Here is a 17,761-nt window from a genome sequence, read left to right on the forward strand (position 1 = left end):
GTCAGCGCGCGGCGCGGTTCTTGGTGTGCTTCGTGGGCACGGCCGCCCACGGGTCCTCCGGCCAGGGATGCCTCGGGTAGCGCCCTCGCATCTCGGCGCGAACCTGGGCGTAGGGGCCCGACCAGAACGAGGCGAGGTCGTCGGTGACCGCGAGAGGGCGCCCCGCGGGCGACAGCAGGTGGAACAGCACCGGCACGCGTCCGTCGACCAGTCGAGGAGTCTCGGCCCAGCCGAAGCACTCCTGCAGCTTCACAGCGACGACCGGGGGTGCCGAGGTGTCGTCCGGGTCGGGGTAGGTGATGCGGATACGGGATCCGCTCGGCACCGCGAGGCGCTCGGGTGCGAGCTCCTCGAGGCGCGCCGCCTCGGGCCAGGGCAGCAGTCGACGCAGAGCCGAGGACAGATCCACTCGCGCTGCGGGGGTGCCGCCCGCCAGGGTGTCGAGCTCGGGAGCGAGCCAGTCATCGAGAGTGCTGAGCAGCCCGGAATCCGACACGTCGGGCCACGGGCCGCCGAGCTCTCGCCGCAGCAGGGCCAATCGGCGTCGGAACGCGGTCGCGGCATCCGACCAGGCGAACATGCCGAGCCCGTCGCGCAGGACCGCGCGGCGCACGGCATCCCGCCCCTCTTGAGCAGAGGGGCGCACGGGCGAGGACGAACGCAGGATCGCACCGACGCGGCGCTCACGGCGGGCCTGCACGCGACCTCCCGTGAACTCCGCCTCGACTCGGTCGGTCAGCAGGTGGCTCGCAGCGCGTTCCATCTGGGCTTCCGTGAGCACAGCCGCGGATCGGATGATCGCGCCTGACCCTGCCGCCACTCGCGCCGTGGCCCGCGCGACGTCGGCGACCGCGAGCCACTCGACTGCGGCGAGCGGGCCAGTCACTCCGGCACGGGTTCCGGACGCCAGGAGGAAGACCGCTCCGTCGGCGGTGCGCTCGACGCGATGCGCGATCCGGTCGGGGAACGCGAGTGCGATCACGAGTCCGACGCCCTCGAGATCCGATCGCACGTCCCGCGCCGGAGCGACCATGCGCTCGAGGCGGTTCGCGTCGTCACGCCAACGGCGAGCGTCCGGTGTCCGTCCGCCGCGCAGGATGATGAGTGCCTGTGCGACGTCGGCCTCGGCGATGCGCAGGTCGCCGCCGAGCACGGCGACGACCTCTGCGGCGAGACGGCTGCCGACGACCGGGCCGCCGTCACGGAGAGCGCGGGCGAGCCGGGGGTCGGCGGGGATCCGGGCGAGAGCTCGACCCTCGGCCGTGGCGCGGCCCTCGTCGTCGATCGCGCCGAGACCGCGCAGCACCGAGACGGCATCGGCCAGGTTGTCTGGGGGCGGCGGGTCGATCATGCGCAGGCCTTCTGCACCCGGGGCACCCCAGCAGGCGAGCAGCAGGGCGGCATCCGCGAGGTCGGTCACCGCGATCTCGGGTGCCGGGCGGGCCGGGGCGGCCGCATAGGTGCGCTCGTCGACGCAGCGGATGACGACGCCCGGTCCCTGGCGCGTGGCGCGACCGGCGCGCTGCACGCATGACGAGCGCGACGCGGCAGTCGTGACCAGACCCGTCATGCCGCGCGCGGCATCACGCTGCGGATGCCGCGACAGACAGCTGTCGACGACGAGGCGCACTCCGGGCACGGTGAGCGACGACTCCGCGAGCGAAGTCGTCACGATGATGCGCGGAGGCTCGTCCGGTCGACGGCCGCGGATCACGGCATCCTGCTCCGCCGCGGGGATCTGACCGTGCAGCTCTCGCACGTCGAACGCCGCGCTCGCATCGCGGATGCGGCGAGCGATCTCCGACACCTCCCGCGCGCCCGGAGCGAACACCAGCACATCGGCCCGAGGGTTCTCGCGGACCAGCTCGAGTGCGGCCGCTGTCGTCGTGCGTGCGACGTGGTCGAGGAAGCCCCAGGTGACACCGCGCTCATCGAGGCGCGGCGTCGGGCTGGGAGCCCAGCGCTCGGTGAGAGGGAACGCCGGCACAGCGTGGTCGACGATCGGCGCGGGCAGGTCGTCGGTGCCGAGGACGGAGGCGATGCGCGCGGCATCCAGCGTCGCCGACATGGCGACGACCACGAGGTCGTCGCGCAGCTCGCGGACCTCCGAGAGCAGGCCGATCAGCAGGTCGGTCTCGAGTGCGCGCTCGTGCACCTCGTCGAGGATGACGGCATCCACACCGTCGAGGCCGGGGTCGTCGATCATGCGACGCAGCAGCACTCCGGCGGTGACGAACTCGATGCGGGTCGCCGCACCTGCCGAGCGCTCGCCGCGCACGGTGAAGCCCACGCGGGTGCCGAGCGCCGAGCCGTCGAGATGAGCGAGGCGGCGGGCTGCGGCGCGAGCCGCGACGCGGCGAGGCTGGGTGACGATCAGGCGCCCGGACGACCGTGACGCCAGCAGCGGCGGCACGAGAGTGGTCTTGCCCGTGCCGGGCGGGGCGCTCACGACCACTGATCCGCTCCCGTCGAGCGCGGCCCCGAGTTCGTCCAGCGCGGCCGCGAACGAGAGCCCGGCGCCGATGGCGGCGAGGTCGAAGGCGGCGGCGGTCATTCCCTCAGTCTGCCTGGTCTCCGGAGTCATCGAGCACGGGTGGCGGAGACGACGGATGCCGCGACCGAATCGGCCGCGGCATCCGTTGTGCGCTGTGTGCTGACTACTCCGCTGCGGGAGCCGGAGGTGCCGGCGGCGGCGGGGTGGTCGGCGCAGACTGGCGGGTCGGCGTCGACGGTGCGGATGCCGCAGCCACGCCTTCGCCGATCCCGCGACCCACGGCCTGGCCCTGGATGATCGACGCGAGGTCGAGGCCGGTCGCCGCGCTGACGCTGTCGAACACCGACTTGAGTGCCTTCGCGCTGTCGGCGCCGACGACGCTCGACGCGCCGTCCTCGCCGGAGCCGCCGATGATCGAGACGCTGCCGATCGCGGCGTAGCCCTTCGAGAACTCGGCCATGATCGACGGCAGGGTGTCGAGCACCCGCTGCGACAGGAACGCGTCCTGGTTCGAGGCGATGGCCTTCGCCTCTGCCTCGACGGCGGCGGCTCGCGCCTCACCCTCGGCGCGGATGGCGTCTGCTTCGGCGTTCGCACGCAGTCGGCGGGCCTCGGACTCGGCCTCGGCCTGCGCACGCAGTGCGTCGGCCTCACCGGTGGCTCGGGCGATCGCGGCTGCGGCCTCACCGTCGGCCTTGGCCTTGTCGGCCTGCGCCTGCTGCTCGGCGATGCGGGTGCGGGCCTCGGCCTGCTTCACCTGCTCGATCGCTCCGGCCTCCGCCGCACGCTCACGCGTGTAGAGCTCGGCCTGTGCCCGGGTCTCTGCCTCATAGCGCTGTGCGTCGGCGACGCGCTTGACGTCGGCGTCGAGCTGGGCCTGGCGGTTCTCCGCCTGCTGCTGCAGCACGGCCTGCTGAGCCTGCTCGCGGGCGAGGTTCTCGGCCTGCTCGGCCTCGGCGCGAGCCCGACCGATGCCGGCGTTGGCGTTGGCGGTGTTCGTGTCGAGAGCCGTCTGCTCGACCAGGTTGGCTTCCTGGTTGGCGATGTTCTTCTGGTTGATCGCGCGGTCGGCGTTGGTCTGCGAGATCTCGGCAGACTGACGCTTCGCCTGGATCTCGGGAGCACCGAGCGACTGGATGTAGCCGACCTTGTCGGTGATGCCCTTGATCTGGAACGAGTCGAGGATCAGACCCTGCTCGGCGAGCTCCTGCGAGACGTCGGCGGCGATCTGGTCGGAGAACTTCTTGCGCTCGCGCATGAGCTCGACGACAGACAGCGTCGCGACGATTCCACGGAGCGCACCTTCGAGCTGCTCAGTGGTGAACTGCTCGATCGCCTTGTCCTGCGAGGCGAAACGCTCGGCGGCGCGGCGCACGAGGATGGGGTCGGAGCCGATCTTCACGATGGCGACGCCGTCGACGTTGAGGGTGACGCTGTCGAGCGACTGGGCCTCGGCGTTGAGCGACACCTGACGCGAGCGCAGCGAGATGATCTCGTGGCGCTGGGTGATCGGGTTGACGAGGGACTTGCCGTTCACGATGACCGTGACGGGCGACTCCGACATCTCGTCTCTGGTCGTGCCGTCGGCCGAGATGACGGCCCGCTGCACCTTCTGCTTGCGCCCCGAGATGACGAGCGCCTCATCGGCGCGAGCCACCTTGATCCAGCTGCGTGCGAACAGCAGCAGGATGAGCAGGACGACGATAGCGATGGCTATGCCGATCCCGACGATGATCAGGATGCCGACGATTCCGGCGATCTCCATGGATGACCTCCCTGGTTCCCCCCGAGGGGGCGGTCGTGGATGCCGGCGCGGCCGCGCGGGCGTTCACGCTCCACCCTGCCAGAAAAGAGGGGAGGGTGTCGGGGCGGGATGCCGCCGGATCTCGGCGATGCGGAGGAGATCTGCGATACGGAGGAGGCTCAGCGCCGCGACATCCTCCGTACGGCGGAAACCCTCCGTATGCGCCGAGCTCGTTCGGTCAGCGACCGCGGATTGCGAGCGTGCGTCGGGGTCAGCGACCGCGTAGCTTCTCCGCCAGATCGCGGAGCGTCTTCAGCTCGGCGTCGTCGAGGCGCGACATCCGCTCGGCGATCGACCGGCCATGCACCGTGGCGACGCTGCGGAACTGGCGCACACCGGCATCCGTGGCCCTGATCAGCGCACCGCGCCCGTCGTCGGGGTCGGGGCACTTCGAGACGAGTCCGCGGGCGACCATGCGGTCGACGAGGCGCGAGACGCTCGGCTGGCTGATCAGCATGTTCGCCGTGACGTCGCGCAGGCGGGCCGACATGCCGGGGGAGCGGGTCACCGTGAGCAGCACGTCATACTCCGCCTGCCCGAGATCGGTGTCATCGAAGTCGGTGTTCATCTCCGTGAACAGCTCGTGCTGTGCACGGAACAGGCTCTCCCAGGCCTCGAGGGCGAGCTTGCGATCGGTCATGGAGAACAGCGTACTGGCAACAGTAAAGGGCCGGTCGGAGAGGCTCCCGACCGGCCCTTGTCCCTTGCACCAAGAGTGTCCTGCAATCACATGCGGTGTATGCCACAGCAAACATTCACCGTGCGATCACTCTATAACGACGAGATAACGAATGCAACGGTTTGGTCACGGAAATCTCGAAGGGCCTGCGCAGCGATCCGGCTGAGGGCAGGCGAAGATGGTGATGTCTCCTGAACAGGGGACGACGCGCTCGCCGCCGACAGCCTTCCCATTCGCTCTCATGCGCACCCCGACACCGGAGACACACGATGAACCCCGAGATCATCACCTTCCTCATACTCGGTGCGGCCGTGATCGCGTTCGTGTCGAACCGCATCCCGATGGTCATCGTCGCGATGGCGGTGCCCATCGCTCTGTGGGCGACGGGAGTGCTCTCGCTCGGCGACGCCTTCACCGGGTTCGGCGATCCCATCGTCCTGTTCATCGTCGCTCTGTTCATCGTCAGTGAGGCGCTGGATGCCACGGGCGTCACGTCGTGGGTGGGACGGCAGCTCATGCGCCGCGCCGGCAAGAGCCGTTCGCGCCTGCTGCTCATCGTGTGTCTGCTGGCCGCCGTGCTGTCGGCGGTGATCAGCATCAACGGTGCCGTGGCCGCCCTCCTTCCGATCGTGGTGCTCGTCGCGGTACGGGCAGGCATCGCACCGTCGCGCATGCTCCTCCCGCTCGCATTCGCCGCCGGCGCGGGGTCGCTCCTCACGCTCACCGGAACGCCGGTCAACATCCTCGTGTCCGAGGCGGCCGCAGAGGCCGGTGGGCGTGCGTTCGGGTATTTCGAGTTCGCGATCGTCGGCATCCCGATGGTCGTCCTGACGGTCGTGCTCGTGCTCGCGCTCGGAGACAGGCTCCTGCCCGAGCGCGTTCCGGACCGTCTCGAGGAGCCCGCCGACCCGAGTCACGATGCCCGCGCCTGGCGCGAGACGTATGACGTCGCGCTCGATACGGGCAGCCTCTTCACGGTCGGCGAGGGCGTCGCGGAGGTGCTCATCGGGCCGAGGTCGAGCCTGATCGGCCGGGTCGTCTCGCCCGGGATGACGACGCGACAGGAGGACCTGGTGATCCTCGCGCTCCGGCACGGCAGCCGTCCGGGCGACGTGGGCGGAAGGGCGACCGGCGCGGTCACGCTGCAGGCGGGTGACTCCGTGCTCGTCCAGGGGCCGTGGGAGGCACTGCACCGCTATACGACCTCACCCGATGTGATTCCGGTCAGCTCGCCCCAGCAGATGCAGCGGACAGTGCCGCTCGGCCGGGGTGCGCGGCGCGCGCTGGTGATCCTCGGAGCGATGGTCGTGCTCCTCGCCACGGGTGTCGTCCCGCCCGTCATCGCTGGCCTTCTCGCGGCCGGTGCCCTCATCGTCACGCGGGTGCTCACCGTGACGCAGACGTTCTCGGCGATCTCGTGGCCCACTGTCACGCTCATCGCCGGGATGATCCCGCTGTCATCGGCGTTCGTCTCCACCGGCGCCGCCGATCTCGTCGGCGACGCGGTTCTCCAGCTGGTCGGCAACACCTCGCCCCATCTCGCTCTGCTCACCATCTGCGTCGCGTCGGTGATCCTCGGGCAGTTCATCTCGAACGTGGCGACCGTGCTCGTCATCGCGCCGATCGCGGTGTCGGTCGCATCGAGCATGGGCGTCAGCGTGCAGCCGTTCATGATGGCGCTCACGGTCGTCGGAGCGGCTGCGTTCCTGACGCCGATCGCGACACCCGTGAATCTCATGGTCATGCAGCCCGCCGGCTACCGATTCGGTGACTACTGGCGTCTCGGTCTCCCACTCGTCGCGATCTACGTCGCCGTCGCGGTGCTCTACGTCCCGCTCATCTGGCCGTTCTGACTCCCGATCACGCGGCATCACCGCACGAGGTGCGCGAGTTCCGGCCGACCGCCCAGCCGTGCCACGGTCGACGCGGCAGCCCGTGCAGCGAAATCCGCGACGCGATCCATCGACCACCCGTTCGCGATACCCCGCACGAGTCCCACGAAGAATGCGTCGCCGCCTCCCGTGCGGTCCACCACGGTTTCGTCGTCGTCATGTGCGCGGTAGGCGCTGCCGTCCTCCCAGACGACGAGGTCGCCTTCGCCTGCCACCTCCACGGCCGCTATGCGGGGTCCGCGAGCGAGCAGCCACCGGCACGCCTCGTGAGCCGAGTCCAGGTTCGACACGGCGATCCCCGTCAGTCCTTCGGCTTCCGTGGCGTCGGCACGCACGACGTCCGCTCCGGCGAGCAGTTCGTCGCGAACCTCCGGCTCGGGCGCTCCGTCGAGCGCCACCGTCGCGTCCGCTCGTCGCGCGATCATCAGAGCGGCCGACAGTGCATCGCCCGGTTGCTGAGACTGCAGACAGATCGTGCCTGCACGGCTGACCGCGCTCGCCGATGCCTCGACATCCGCGACGGTCAACAGCGACGTCGGCGGGACGTGCTCGAGCAGCATGCGCCGCGATGCCGGATCGACGACGTCCACCAGCACGGCCGAGCCCCCGCGCCGCACCACCCCGCAGACATCGATCGCGTCGTGCAGCAGGGCGGTGACGAGCCGCTCTCCGATGTCGTCCTCTCCGACCACGCCGACGATCGCGACCGAACCCCCGAGCTGACGAAGGCCTACGGCCTGGTTCGCGCCTTTGCCGCCGAGGAGCCGTCGCAGCTCCGACACGCTGACGGACTCATCCGGCTCGGGGAGCGCCTCTCCCCTGAGGACCAGATCCTGGGCGATCTGGCCGAACACCGCGAAGCGGTCTCTTCTCTCCGACATGGGTGCGCCGCCCTTCGACCATCGTGACAGCACGAGGCTAAGCGTCGACGACGCCCACCGAGAGGGCATTGCGCGAGCGGGGCGCCGCTGTTAGCCGCGATGTCGAGCGAGATGCTGCCGGTCATCACCCATGCGCGTGGTTCGCTCCGGGCTGGGGGATGCGCAGCACCACGTTTCCCCGCTTGCGGCCGGTGTCGACATAGCGGTGCGCCTCGACGATGTCGGCCAGCTCGAAGGTCCTGTCGATGACGGCCCGGAAGCGACCGGAATCCGCGAGGCTCACGAGGTGGGCGAGGTCCTCCGCGCCCGGCGTGCCGACGTTCCAGGTGACGAGCTTTCCCGACCGGCGAGTGTGCCTGCGGCTCGTCAGCATCGACCGCAGATCGCTGATGACGAGCAGCAGTGCACCGCCGGGGTTGATGAGTGTCTCCACCCGGCTGAAAGGGGCATTGCCGACGCAGTCGACGATCACGTCGTACGTGTCGCCCCCCGCCGTGAACTCCTCGCGGGTGTAGTCGATGACCGGATCGGCGCCGAGGGACGCGACCAGTGGGACGTTGCCGCCGCTCGTGACGGCGGTGACGTCTGCTCCGAGCTGCTTCGCGAGTTGTATCGCGGCAGTGCCGACCGCGCCGGATGCTCCGTTGACGAGCACGGAGGTGCCGGGGCCGATCGCGACCTGGGCGAAGAAGCACTGCGCGGTGATGCCGCCGAACACCAGCGTCACCGCCTCTTCGAAGCTCATCGTGTCGGGAGCTCTGGTGATCGGGCCGTCGGCAGACAGGCGCACGTACTCGGCATGACCGCCGAACGCTCCGCCGGTCGAGGCGATCACCCTGTCGCCGGGTGCGAAGGCGGTGACGCCCGAGCCGACAGCCGCGACGACGCCCGCGGCATCCATGCCCAGGATCGGCCGACTGGGACGGAACACGCCGAGTCCGACTGCGGCGAGCACCCCGAGGCCGGCCGGGATGTCCCGAGCGCGGGCGCGATGATCGCCGACGCTCACGGTGCTCGCGTGCACCCGGATGAGCACATCGCCGGGCCGGGGCGTGGGGACCGCCCGCTGTTCGAGGCGGACCTCCTCAGGGGCGCCGAAGCGGTGGTAGACGGCCGCGGTCATGGTCGTGTCAGTGGTCATGTCTCGATGCTTGTCGTCCCGGGGATGCTCGTCATCGGCCAGGAAGCCCGGATCCGCTCGGCCGAAAGTACGGTTCCGAGTCCGTGCTGACGGCCGATGCCCCCGACTGTCGATGAGACGAGCATCGAGACATGTCGCAGCAGATGAAGGCCGCCCGATCGACTCCCGAGCAGAAGGAGCGGCGTCGGCGATCGAAGAGCGGGTGGCCGGCGATCACCGGCCTTCTGTTGCTCAGCGTGCTTCCCGTGATCGGTGGAGTGCTTCGTCTGCAGGAGGTGAGCGGGGAACCCGTGAGGACTCTCCTCCTGGCGTCGACGGTCGCGATCGTCGCGCACATCGTGGCGATGACCGTCTACTGCGTTCTCGGGGCATTCCAGTTCTCACCCGCGCTGCGAACGCGGCATGCCTGGCACCGCGTGGCCGGCCGCGTGCTGATTCCCGCAGGATTCGTCGCGGCCCTCTCAGCGGCCTGGCTCGCGGTCTTCTTCGGTGGTCCACCGGATGAACTCGCGCTCGCGATGGTTCGTCTCGTCTTCGCCGTGGCGATGACCCTGTTCCTCGTGCGGGGCGTGATCGCGATCACACGACGCGACTTCGTGGCGCACGGGGCCTGGATGACCCGCGCCTACGCCACCGCCGTGTCGGGCGGAACCCAGGCGCTCGTCTTCGCGCTGTGGACGATCCCCCTCGGTGAGGTCGACGCCTTCGGTGAGGCATGGCTCGTCGCCGCCGCGTTCATGATCAACAGTGCCGTGGCGGAGCTGCTCATCCGGCGCCGCTCTCGCCGGCGGACGCGCGGGGTGTCGCGCCGTGGTGCGCTTGTATCATGACAGCGTGACCGGGCTCGTGCGTTCCGTGTGGAGTGCGCCGAGCGCTGTGCCCCCTCCGCCGTCCCGAGTCTGGCGGGATTGGGTGCTCCTGGCCCTCGTCGCCGTCCTGGCCGTGGTCGAGGGCATCGTCCGCACCGACCTGACGCAGCCGCTGTTCGCGGTGATCGCCCTCCTCGTCGTGCTGCCGACCGTGCTGTGGCGCCGCACGAAGCCGCTTCTCATGCTCATCATCGTGATGGTGCCGGTCGATCTGCTCCTGCCCGACTCGGCGCTGTACTCGAGTCTCTTCGTGATGGTGAACGTGTACGCCGTGTACCGGTGGGGGGCAGGTCGCGACCTCGTGATCGGGTCGGCCATCCTCCTGGCGAGCCTCGCGCTGACATTCGTCCGCGGGGAAGGCTTCGATGAACTCGTCGGGGGGTTCGCGCTGCTGCTGACGGTCGCCCTGTTCGGCATCGCCTTTCGCTACCGGGCGGGATCGAGACGACGAAGCCTCGACCGGATCCGGATGCTGGAGCGCGAGCACCTGGCTCGCGACCTGCACGACACGGTCGCCCACCATGTCTCGGCGATCGCGATCCGCGCCCAGGCGGGCATCGCGGTGGCCGGGCGGGACTCGCGCGCAGCGCAGGATGCGCTCGGCGTGATCGAGGCGGAGGCGGCCAGGACGCTGAGCGAGCTGAGGTCGATGGTGCGAGTCCTGCGGCAGGGCGAGACGGCCGAGCTCGCGCCGAGCGCGCAACTGGACGACATCGCGCAGCTCGCCGGAACGCGGCCGGGCGGAACGGTCGTCGTCGTCGAGGTCGCGCGCAACGACGACAGCATCCCGCCACCCGTGGCTGCCGCCGTCTTCCGTCTCGCGCAGGAATCGGTGACCAACGCCCTCCGTCACGCGCGACAGGTCACCCGCGTCGACGTCCGCGTGGAGGCAGACGCGGGTGGTGTGCGCCTGAGAGTGACGAACGACGGAGACGTGGCCGCGTCGCCGACTCCCGGCTTCGGCATCATCGGCATGAGGGAGCGTGCTGCCCTCCTCGGCGGTGCCTGCGAGGCGGGTCCGGCGTCAGGCGGCGGATGGATCGTCAACGCGGTGCTGCCCCGCGCCGGGTGGGCGCCATGATGATCCGAGTGCTCGTCGCCGACGATCAGGAACTCGTGCGCACCGGACTGAGCATGATCCTCGGCGCCCAAACCGACATCGAAGTCGTCGGTCAGGCGGCCGACGGCACCGAAGCGGTCGCCCTCGCCCGCAGTCTGCGACCGGACGTGTGCCTGTTCGACATCCGGATGCCCGGCCTCGATGGCATCGAGGCGACCCGGATGCTCGCCGGCCCAGGGGTGCCCGATCCCATGGCGGTCGTCCTCATCACGACCTTCGACCTCGACGAGTACGTCTTCGCGGGATTGCGGGCCGGCGCCAGAGGGTTCCTGCTCAAGGACGCCGGGTCGGAGCTGCTCGCCCAGGCGATCCGCGCCGCAGCGAGCGGTGATGCCCTGATCGCCCCCAACGTGACGGTGCGCCTGCTCGAGGCCTTCGCCGGATCGGCCGCCGCCGCACCATCGCCGCCGCCGGTCGAGTCGCTGACCGAGCGCGAGGAGCAGGTGCTCGCGAAGGTGTCTGCGGGTCTGAGCAACGGCGAGATCGCGCGCGAGCTGTTCATCACCCTCAGCACGGTGAAGACGCACGTGGCGAGCCTCATGACCAAGCTCGGGGTCCGCAATCGCGTCGAGATCGCGATCTGGGCGCATCAGACGGGGCGCATGAGCCCGCGAGCCACGGGCGAGGAACACCGGAATCGATGACGGCCGGGACGCGTCGAGGCAGTCCGCGATACGCCGCAGCCACCACCGCATCCCGGTATATCGGAGTTGTATACCGGTTGCCGCGTAATCCCCCCGCCTTTTCCTGATCTCTTAGATGTGTCGCATTGGGAGCGACGCGAATCGGATGGGGAGAACGATGACTGGGGAGCGTGGTGTCGTGCGTGCACGGACGAAGAGGATGAATGAGGCCAGGAGAGCCGGGGGAGCGAGGCCGCGACAGCGCGGCATCGTGGCGATCATCGTGGGGATGGTCTTGGCGATCGCGGGGCTGCTCGGCTCCACCGCACCCGCGATGGCGGCTCCGTCCGTGACCTATCCGGGGGCGATCGGCAGCGTCTCGCTCGAGAACGAGAACGGCGGTGGTCCGTTGGTGCAGTGGCAGACCGTGCGGATCACGGGCGAGTGGGCCGTCCCGACCGGGGCGCAGGCAGGGGAGACCTTCGGGATGACCCTGCCCGCGGAGTTCAGTCGTCAGTCGGCCGGTGAGTTCACGATCACAGACCCGGCGACGGGTCTGGTCATGGCGAACTGCGTCGTCGCTGCCGGGCAGGGGCCGGACATGGTGTGCACTCTGACCGCAGCGGTCGGCGGCCTCGAGGAGGTCGGCGGCTCGTTCTGGATGGAGGCGCGGGCTTCGCAGTCGACGACCAGCGAGACCGTCGAGTTCGACCTGGGTGACACGATCGAGATCGTCGACCTGCCCGGTGACGGCGGAGTAGTACCGGGAGATTCGGCGGAAGAGGACGAGCCCTACAAGTACGGCGGCGAGACCGCGACCCCTGGACTCCTGAAGTGGGTCATCGGTATTCCGAGCGGCTATGTCGACGACGGTGCCTTCACGATCGCCGACACGCTCGACGCCGGCCGCACCGACCATCACTACACCGGCGACGTCCGGCTGAGCCGGCGGGCCGTCGAGAACGGTGCACAGGTCGGCGACTGGAGCGAGGTCGACCCCTCTGCGTACACGATCGACATCGCCGGCGACGGACAGTCGTTCGAGTTCGCTGCATCCGGTCTGCCGACGGGCGGATTCGCGTATGAGCTGCTGTATTACACGCAGGCCGACGCGCCGGTGTCCGAGGGAGATGTCTTCGGCAACCACGCGATCGTCAACACGTTCGCGACCTCGGCGACCCACACGGTCGTCGAAACGGGTGGTGGCGACGGCAGTGGTGTCTCGTACACGACGTTCGGCATCACGAAGGAGCTCACCGGCGCGCAGGCGGATGCCGCTCGGGATGCGACCTACACCGTGCGCTATTCGGTCGAGGGTTCGGATGCGGCAGCCACCACGATGACGGTTCCGGTGGGGGAGTCGGTGCTCAGCGGACGTGCTCCGCTCGGTTCGACCTTCGTGATCGAGGAGATCGATCTGCCTGAGATCCAGGGGGTGACCTGGGGTGAGTGGACGATCACCGGCGACGGCGTCGTCGACGTCGGAGACGGCACCTTCGAGGTCACGCCGGAAACCACGGCCGGTATCGAGCTCACCCTCACCAACATCGCCAACCCGGTGCCCGTCGTGACGCCGACGCCGACGCCGACCCCGGCCACGCCGGTTCCGACCCCGACCCCGACGCCGGTCGCAACTCCGGCACCGACTCCGGCGCCGACGCAGACCCCGGTCGCGGCTCCCGGCGAGCTCGCTCTGACGGGAGGCGAATCGGGCGCGGCATTCCTGTCGTTGGCGGTCGCACTGATCGTCGGTGGCGGACTGGCCACCGGAATCGCCGCCAGGCGCCGTTCGAGCGCCGGACGTCGCTGACCCCGACACGCACGGAAGCCCACTCGCGTTCGGCGAGTGGGCTTCCGTGCGTTCGACGTCGTTGTCTCAGCGGATCGCGTAGACGGCGCTGCCGACGATCACCGCGACGATCGTCGTCCAGCCGATGATCGCGACAGCCTGCCAGATGAGGATGCGGACCTTGCCGACACCCGCCGCGGCGAGCATCGTGGCGGTGAACTGCGTCGGCAGCAGCAGCGGACCGAGCAGGCTGACCCCCGGCACGCCGTAGCGCTCGAACGCCCGCTGGAACTTCTCGCGGCGGGCGCCACCGCGGTCGGAGTCGATCGTGTCTGCGGGTGCCGCCTCGACGGCTCCGCCACCGGCCGCAACGGCCTGCCGGCTGCGGGACCGGTTCACGATCGCGGTGCGTGCACCGGAGCTCGCGATGACGAGCACGGCCACGCAGAGGAAGTTGCCGACGATCGCCGCGACGGCCGCGATCACCGGATTGATGCCGCCGATGATGCCGATCGACACGGCTCCCTCGCCCTCGATGAAGGGGATGGCGCCCGCGAGGGCGACGATGAGCGGCTGAATGAGTTCAGGCACCTGGGCGACGAAGCCCTGGAAGGTCTCGATGAGATTCATGGGTGGCTCCTGCCGGTCTGAGCGACGGTGTCTCCGTCGCGATGCATCCAGTCCACCGTCTGGCGTCGCGCTGCGGCAGTGCCGAACCGTCACTGCTTTCCGGGTGGTTCGCCCGCGGCATCCATGACATGTGTCACGCCCGTATCGTGGGGGCATGCGCAGCACTTCTCCGGTCGTCGATCCTGCCGACGACCCACCCCCGGGAGCCCGCCAGCTCGCCCGAGGCATCACCGCGACCTGGTGGTACACGGTGTCGGCCGTGGCCTTCCTCGAGCTCTTCCTGGTGCTGGTCTGGACGCTGCAGGCGCTCGCCGTGCCCGGCGATGCGACGGCGGCGCTCGTCGTCGGCGTGGGCGGCCTGCTCTGGTGGGGCTCCACCATCGTGCTGCTCGCGGACTATCGGCATCGGCTGGATGCCGAGCCGGGCATCGCGTGGACGCGCATCGCCCTTCCGCTGCTCATCGCGGTCGGCTACGGGATCGCGGGCGGCCTCGTGCTCGACAGCTGGCTGCTCGCGCTCATGCCCATCGCTCAGTCGGTGCTGCTGCTCAACTGGCCCAAGGGGGTGCGCCTGCGGATGGTCGTCCTGACCACCGTGGTGCTCATGCTCGTCGCCGTCGCCGACGCCGCTCGGGGCGCGACCGAGATCGCGCTCCCCGGCTGGATCCCTGCGCTGTACGCGATCCTCATCCCGGCGATGTCGGTGAGCTCGCTGTGGTGGTGGGATGTGCTGGTCACCGTCGATCGTGCGAGGGCGTCGGAGGCCCGCCTCGCCGCGACGCAGGAGCGTCTGCGCGTGGCGACCGACGTGCACGACCTCCAGGGGCACCATCTGCAGGTGATCGCGTTGCAGCTCGAACTGGCCGAGCGCCTGATGAGGATCGATCCCGACGCCGCTCTCGAGCAGCTCCGGGCCGCGAGGGTCAGCGTCGACGAAGCCAGGCAGGGGACCCGAGATCTGGCGACGCGCTTCCGCTCGGTGCCGCTGGGTGACGAGGTGGCGAATGCCCGAGACCTTCTCGCCGCGGCCGGACTCTCCGTCGAGGCCGACATCGCACCCGACGCCGATGAGGCGCCGTCATCGGCTCTCGGTCCCGTCATCAGGGAGACGACCACGAACGTCCTGAGGCACGGGGCCGGGCGACGGGCTCGGCTCGACCTTCGCAGGGTCGACGACGGGTGGCGCTACGAGGTCGCGAACGATGTGGTGACCGGCGTGGCGACACACCCCGTCGGGTCGGGCCTCGACGGAGTGCGACGCCGGATCTCCGAGGCGGGAGGAACCCTGGAGATCCGGGAGGATGCCGACGAGTTCATCGTCTCGGTGACGGTTCCGCGATCCGATGTGTCGACCGCAGATGGGCAGAGCCGATGATCCGTGTGCTCCTCGCTGACGACGAGGGGATGATCCGTTCGGCGCTCGCCGCCCTGTTGCGTCTGGAAGGAGACATCGAGGTGGTCGCCGAGTGCGCAGACGGTGAGCAGGCGCTCGCTGCCGCGCTCGCTCTGACGCCCGACGTCTGCCTGCTCGATCTCGAGATGCCCGGTCTCGACGGTGTGGAGGTCGCGGAGCGACTGAACCGAGCCATCGTCACGCGCTGCGTGGTGGTCACCCGTCATGCGCGTCCCGGGGTGCTTCGGCGGGCTCTCGCATCGGGTGTCGCGGGCTTCCTGCCGAAGTCACGAGGAGCGGATCAGGTCGCCGATGTCATCCGCAGGGTCGCCGCGGGTGCCCGCTACGTCGACCCTGAGATCGCGGCCGACGCGCTGAGCGACGAACGGTCGCCCCTCACGGATCGGGAGCTGGACGTGCTCCGCGCCGGGCGCCGCGGTGAGACGACGACCCAGATCGCCAGGACCCTCTCGCTCGCGCCCGGCACGGTGCGCAACCACATCTCGGCGGTGCTCGCGAAGCTGTCGGTCGGCACCCGCCAGCAGGCGGTGCTGATGGCCGAGGAGCGCGGCTGGATCTGACTGCGCGGACGCCTGACCCGTGAAGCCCGGAAGGGCGGGTGGGGCCGTGGGAGTTGCCCCACCCGCGAGCCGCTCAAAGGGGAGAGTGCGGCTCAGACCCGAAACCGGCTCGTATCCCCCCAGGCCGACTTCAGGTCTCGTATGCAAGACCCCGAACTCGACGGAAAGTGACGCGGGCGGGAATTCTTTCTGGAACTCCGTGGTCTTCAGTGCATGTGACGCGCGTCGTCGTGACGGTGGTCGTCGTGCACGTGCTCGTGGTCGTGGTCGTGGTCGTGGTGCTCGTGCTCGTCCTCGAGGATCATGCCGATCGAAGTGGCACAGGCGTCGCCCTTCCAGGCTTCGAGACCCTCGCGTACCGCGAAGACCGCGATGACGAGGCCGGCGACGGCATCCGCCCACCACCACCCGAACAGGCTGTTGACGCCGAGTCCGATGAGCACGGCGGCCGAGAGGTAGCTGCAGATCAGCGTCTGCTTCGAGTCGGCGACGGCCGTGGTCGACCCGACCTCGAGGCCGGCGCGTCGCTCGGCGAACGACACGAGCGGCATCACGATCACACTGACCGCGGTCAGCACGAGACCGACCGTGCTGTGCTCCGGCCGATCACCGCCGAGCAGCGACAGCACCGACGACGTGACGACATAGGCCGCGAGAGCGAAGAACGCGACGGCGATGACACGGAGGGTGGGCGTCTCCCAGCGCTCGGGGTCGCGTCGCGTGAACTGCCAGGCCACGGCCGCTGCCGAGAGCACCTCGATGCTCGAGTCGAGCCCGAACCCGATCAGCGCGGCCGACGATGCGACTGACCCTGCGGCGATCGCGACGGCCGCCTCGATCACGTTGTAGACGATCGTGAACGCCACGATGAGGCGGATGCGGCGGTGCAGAGTCGCGCGCCGTTCGGCGGTGAGAGTGCTCGTCGACATCAGCAGCTGCATCCTTCGCCGTCGCAGCAGTCCGGTTCGACGATCAGCGTGATGCGCATGAGCTCGTCGAGCGCGGTCGCGAGATGCGGGTCGGCGAGCGCGTAGCGGCTGCGGCGTCCGTCCTGGACGCTTTCGACGAGCCCGCATCCTCGAAGGCACGCGAGATGGTTCGACAGGAGCTGTCGGCTGACCCCGAGCTCGTCCGCGATGTCGGACGGGTACGCCGGCGCCGCTCGAAGCGCCAGCAGGATGGCTGCGCGCGTCGAGTCCGACAGGGCATGACCCAGGCGGGCGACGGCGGCGGTATGGGTGGGCGAGGCGGCGAGGGTCACGATGCAACTGTACAGAAAAGCGTGAATTAAGAGAATCGTGAATCTATGGTGACGCGCGGCAACATCCCCGACATCTTCGCTCGGTACCGTGAATCGGGCGGCGACATCGGATCGAGAGGGCGACATGGGAGTGACGGTCGAGCGGGTGACATGGTCGCATCCGGATGCGGAGCGGCTCAGGGCCGCGCAGCGCAGCGAACTCGATGCGCGGTACGGCAGCGACGACCATGAGCCGGGCGTCATCCCCTCCGCGGACGACGTGCCCGTCTTCCTCATCGCACGAGAGGAGAGCGGGCTCGCCATCGTATGCGGCGGTCTCCGACCCCTCGATCCGGCCGTGCTCGGAACCGACGTCGCAGAGATCAAGCGGATGTACGCGGCTCCCTCCGCGCGCGGGACGGGCGCAGCCGTGGCGCTGCTCCGCGCACTCGAGGGAGAAGCGCGCCTGCTCGGCATCCGGTCCCTCGTTCTCGAGACGGGCACCGCTCAGCCGGATGCCGTGCGCTTCTACGAACGCGAGGGCTACGGACCGATCCCGCTGTTCGGCCACTACATCGGCAGCGGTCTGTCCCTGTGCTTCGCCAAGTCTCTCTGACCTGGCCGA

The 17,761-nt window shown here is 69.6% G+C and carries 16 protein-coding genes; 8 read left to right on the plus strand and 8 right to left on the minus strand.

The features are described 5' to 3' along the window. Window position 1 precedes the first annotated feature (1 nt). From hrpB to AKG07_RS16075, 3 genes are all read right to left on the minus strand, one after another. Window positions 2-2,554, minus strand: coding sequence for an ATP-dependent helicase HrpB (gene hrpB, locus AKG07_RS16065; RefSeq protein WP_053098807.1), 2,553 nt, complete (start codon window positions 2,552-2,554; stop codon window positions 2-4). Window positions 2,555-2,657: 103 nt separating this feature from the next. Beyond that, complete coding sequence (locus tag AKG07_RS16070; protein ID WP_053098808.1) at window positions 2,658-4,259, minus strand: SPFH domain-containing protein; 1,602 nt, start codon at window positions 4,257-4,259, stop codon at window positions 2,658-2,660. Between the two features lie 250 nt (window positions 4,260-4,509). Beyond that, entirely contained in the window at window positions 4,510-4,938 is a 429-nt protein-coding gene (locus AKG07_RS16075; RefSeq protein ID WP_053098809.1) for a MarR family winged helix-turn-helix transcriptional regulator, read from the minus strand. A gap of 308 nt (window positions 4,939-5,246) precedes the next feature. On the opposite strand from AKG07_RS16075, the gene AKG07_RS16080 reads away from it, so the two are divergent. Beyond that, window positions 5,247-6,830, plus strand: a complete 1,584-nt coding sequence (locus tag AKG07_RS16080) for an SLC13 family permease (RefSeq protein WP_053098810.1) — start codon at window positions 5,247-5,249, stop codon at window positions 6,828-6,830. 17 nt (window positions 6,831-6,847) lie between these two features. On the opposite strand, the gene AKG07_RS16085 is transcribed toward AKG07_RS16080, so the two are convergent. Continuing rightward, window positions 6,848-7,750, minus strand: coding sequence for a PfkB family carbohydrate kinase (locus AKG07_RS16085; RefSeq protein WP_053098811.1), 903 nt, complete (start codon window positions 7,748-7,750; stop codon window positions 6,848-6,850). 124 nt (window positions 7,751-7,874) lie between these two features. Then, on the minus strand, window positions 7,875-8,891 hold the full coding sequence (locus tag AKG07_RS16090) for an NAD(P)-dependent alcohol dehydrogenase (RefSeq protein ID WP_150115153.1): 1,017 nt from the start codon (window positions 8,889-8,891) through the stop codon (window positions 7,875-7,877). A gap of 131 nt (window positions 8,892-9,022) precedes the next feature. Between AKG07_RS16090 and AKG07_RS16095 the strand changes: the two genes are divergently transcribed. The 4 genes from AKG07_RS16095 to AKG07_RS17760 all read left to right on the plus strand — a co-directional run bounded on the left by AKG07_RS16095 (window position 9,023) and on the right by AKG07_RS17760 (window position 13,313). Next, complete coding sequence (locus AKG07_RS16095) at window positions 9,023-9,721, plus strand: DUF2306 domain-containing protein (RefSeq protein WP_150115154.1); 699 nt, start codon at window positions 9,023-9,025, stop codon at window positions 9,719-9,721. Window positions 9,722-9,725: 4 nt separating this feature from the next. Then, the gene (locus AKG07_RS16100) at window positions 9,726-10,841 is read left to right on the plus strand and encodes a sensor histidine kinase (protein WP_150115155.1); all 1,116 of its coding nucleotides are present in this window, start codon (window positions 9,726-9,728) and stop codon (window positions 10,839-10,841) included. Next, complete coding sequence (locus tag AKG07_RS16105; protein WP_053099383.1) at window positions 10,838-11,524, plus strand: response regulator; 687 nt, start codon at window positions 10,838-10,840, stop codon at window positions 11,522-11,524. Before AKG07_RS16100 ends, AKG07_RS16105 begins: the two co-directional genes overlap by 4 nt. Before the next feature lie 157 nt (window positions 11,525-11,681). After that, window positions 11,682-13,313 (plus strand): DUF5979 domain-containing protein, encoded by a 1,632-nt coding sequence (locus tag AKG07_RS17760; RefSeq protein WP_233277292.1) that lies wholly within the window; start codon window positions 11,682-11,684, stop codon window positions 13,311-13,313. A gap of 66 nt (window positions 13,314-13,379) precedes the next feature. Here AKG07_RS17760 and AKG07_RS16115 read toward each other — a convergent pair whose 3' ends face one another. Beyond that, window positions 13,380-13,922, minus strand: a complete 543-nt coding sequence (locus AKG07_RS16115; RefSeq protein WP_053098813.1) for a hypothetical protein — start codon at window positions 13,920-13,922, stop codon at window positions 13,380-13,382. A 154-nt stretch (window positions 13,923-14,076) separates the two neighbouring features. Here AKG07_RS16115 and AKG07_RS16120 point away from each other — a divergent pair, with 154 nt between their 5' ends. Both AKG07_RS16120 and AKG07_RS16125 read left to right on the plus strand, forming a co-directional pair. Next, entirely contained in the window at window positions 14,077-15,297 is a 1,221-nt protein-coding gene (locus tag AKG07_RS16120; protein WP_053098814.1) for a sensor histidine kinase, read from the plus strand. Then, window positions 15,294-15,896 carry a response regulator transcription factor gene (locus AKG07_RS16125; protein ID WP_053098815.1) on the plus strand — a complete coding sequence of 201 codons (603 nt, stop codon included), beginning with the start codon at window positions 15,294-15,296 and terminating at the stop codon, window positions 15,894-15,896. Before AKG07_RS16120 ends, AKG07_RS16125 begins: the two co-directional genes overlap by 4 nt. A 206-nt stretch (window positions 15,897-16,102) precedes the next feature. On the opposite strand, the gene AKG07_RS16130 is transcribed toward AKG07_RS16125, so the two are convergent. Together AKG07_RS16130 and AKG07_RS16135 are read right to left on the minus strand one after the other, a co-directional pair. Further along, window positions 16,103-16,825 (minus strand): cation transporter, encoded by a 723-nt coding sequence (locus AKG07_RS16130; protein WP_053099384.1) that lies wholly within the window; start codon window positions 16,823-16,825, stop codon window positions 16,103-16,105. Beyond that, window positions 16,825-17,160 carry an ArsR/SmtB family transcription factor gene (locus tag AKG07_RS16135; RefSeq protein WP_053099385.1) on the minus strand — a complete coding sequence of 112 codons (336 nt, stop codon included), beginning with the start codon at window positions 17,158-17,160 and terminating at the stop codon, window positions 16,825-16,827. Before AKG07_RS16135 ends, AKG07_RS16130 begins: the two co-directional genes overlap by 1 nt. Window positions 17,161-17,281: 121 nt before the next feature. On the opposite strand from AKG07_RS16135, the gene AKG07_RS16140 reads away from it, so the two are divergent. Next, complete coding sequence (locus tag AKG07_RS16140) at window positions 17,282-17,752, plus strand: GNAT family N-acetyltransferase (RefSeq protein WP_053098816.1); 471 nt, start codon at window positions 17,282-17,284, stop codon at window positions 17,750-17,752. The last annotated feature ends 9 nt before the right edge of the window (window positions 17,753-17,761 follow it).

The organism is Microbacterium sp. CGR1 (assembly GCF_001266755.1).
Taxonomy (GTDB): domain Bacteria; phylum Actinomycetota; class Actinomycetes; order Actinomycetales; family Microbacteriaceae; genus Microbacterium.

Coding starts and splice junctions, on each gene's coding strand:
- hrpB (WP_053098807.1), bottom strand. CDS start 2,554: ATGACCGCCGCCGCCTTCGACCTCGCCGCCATCGGCGCCGGGCTCTCG.
- AKG07_RS16070 (WP_053098808.1), bottom strand. CDS start 4,259: ATGGAGATCGCCGGAATCGTCGGCATCCTGATCATCGTCGGGATCGGC.
- AKG07_RS16075 (WP_053098809.1), bottom strand. CDS start 4,938: ATGACCGATCGCAAGCTCGCCCTCGAGGCCTGGGAGAGCCTGTTCCGT.
- AKG07_RS16080 (WP_053098810.1), top strand. CDS start 5,247: ATGAACCCCGAGATCATCACCTTCCTCATACTCGGTGCGGCCGTGATC.
- AKG07_RS16085 (WP_053098811.1), bottom strand. CDS start 7,750: ATGTCGGAGAGAAGAGACCGCTTCGCGGTGTTCGGCCAGATCGCCCAG.
- AKG07_RS16090 (WP_150115153.1), bottom strand. CDS start 8,891: ATGACCACTGACACGACCATGACCGCGGCCGTCTACCACCGCTTCGGC.
- AKG07_RS16095 (WP_150115154.1), top strand. CDS start 9,023: ATGTCGCAGCAGATGAAGGCCGCCCGATCGACTCCCGAGCAGAAGGAG.
- AKG07_RS16105 (WP_053099383.1), top strand. CDS start 10,838: ATGATGATCCGAGTGCTCGTCGCCGACGATCAGGAACTCGTGCGCACC.
- AKG07_RS17760 (WP_233277292.1), top strand. CDS start 11,682: ATGACTGGGGAGCGTGGTGTCGTGCGTGCACGGACGAAGAGGATGAAT.
- AKG07_RS16115 (WP_053098813.1), bottom strand. CDS start 13,922: ATGAATCTCATCGAGACCTTCCAGGGCTTCGTCGCCCAGGTGCCTGAA.
- AKG07_RS16120 (WP_053098814.1), top strand. CDS start 14,077: ATGCGCAGCACTTCTCCGGTCGTCGATCCTGCCGACGACCCACCCCCG.
- AKG07_RS16125 (WP_053098815.1), top strand. CDS start 15,294: ATGATCCGTGTGCTCCTCGCTGACGACGAGGGGATGATCCGTTCGGCG.
- AKG07_RS16130 (WP_053099384.1), bottom strand. CDS start 16,825: ATGTCGACGAGCACTCTCACCGCCGAACGGCGCGCGACTCTGCACCGC.
- AKG07_RS16140 (WP_053098816.1), top strand. CDS start 17,282: ATGGGAGTGACGGTCGAGCGGGTGACATGGTCGCATCCGGATGCGGAG.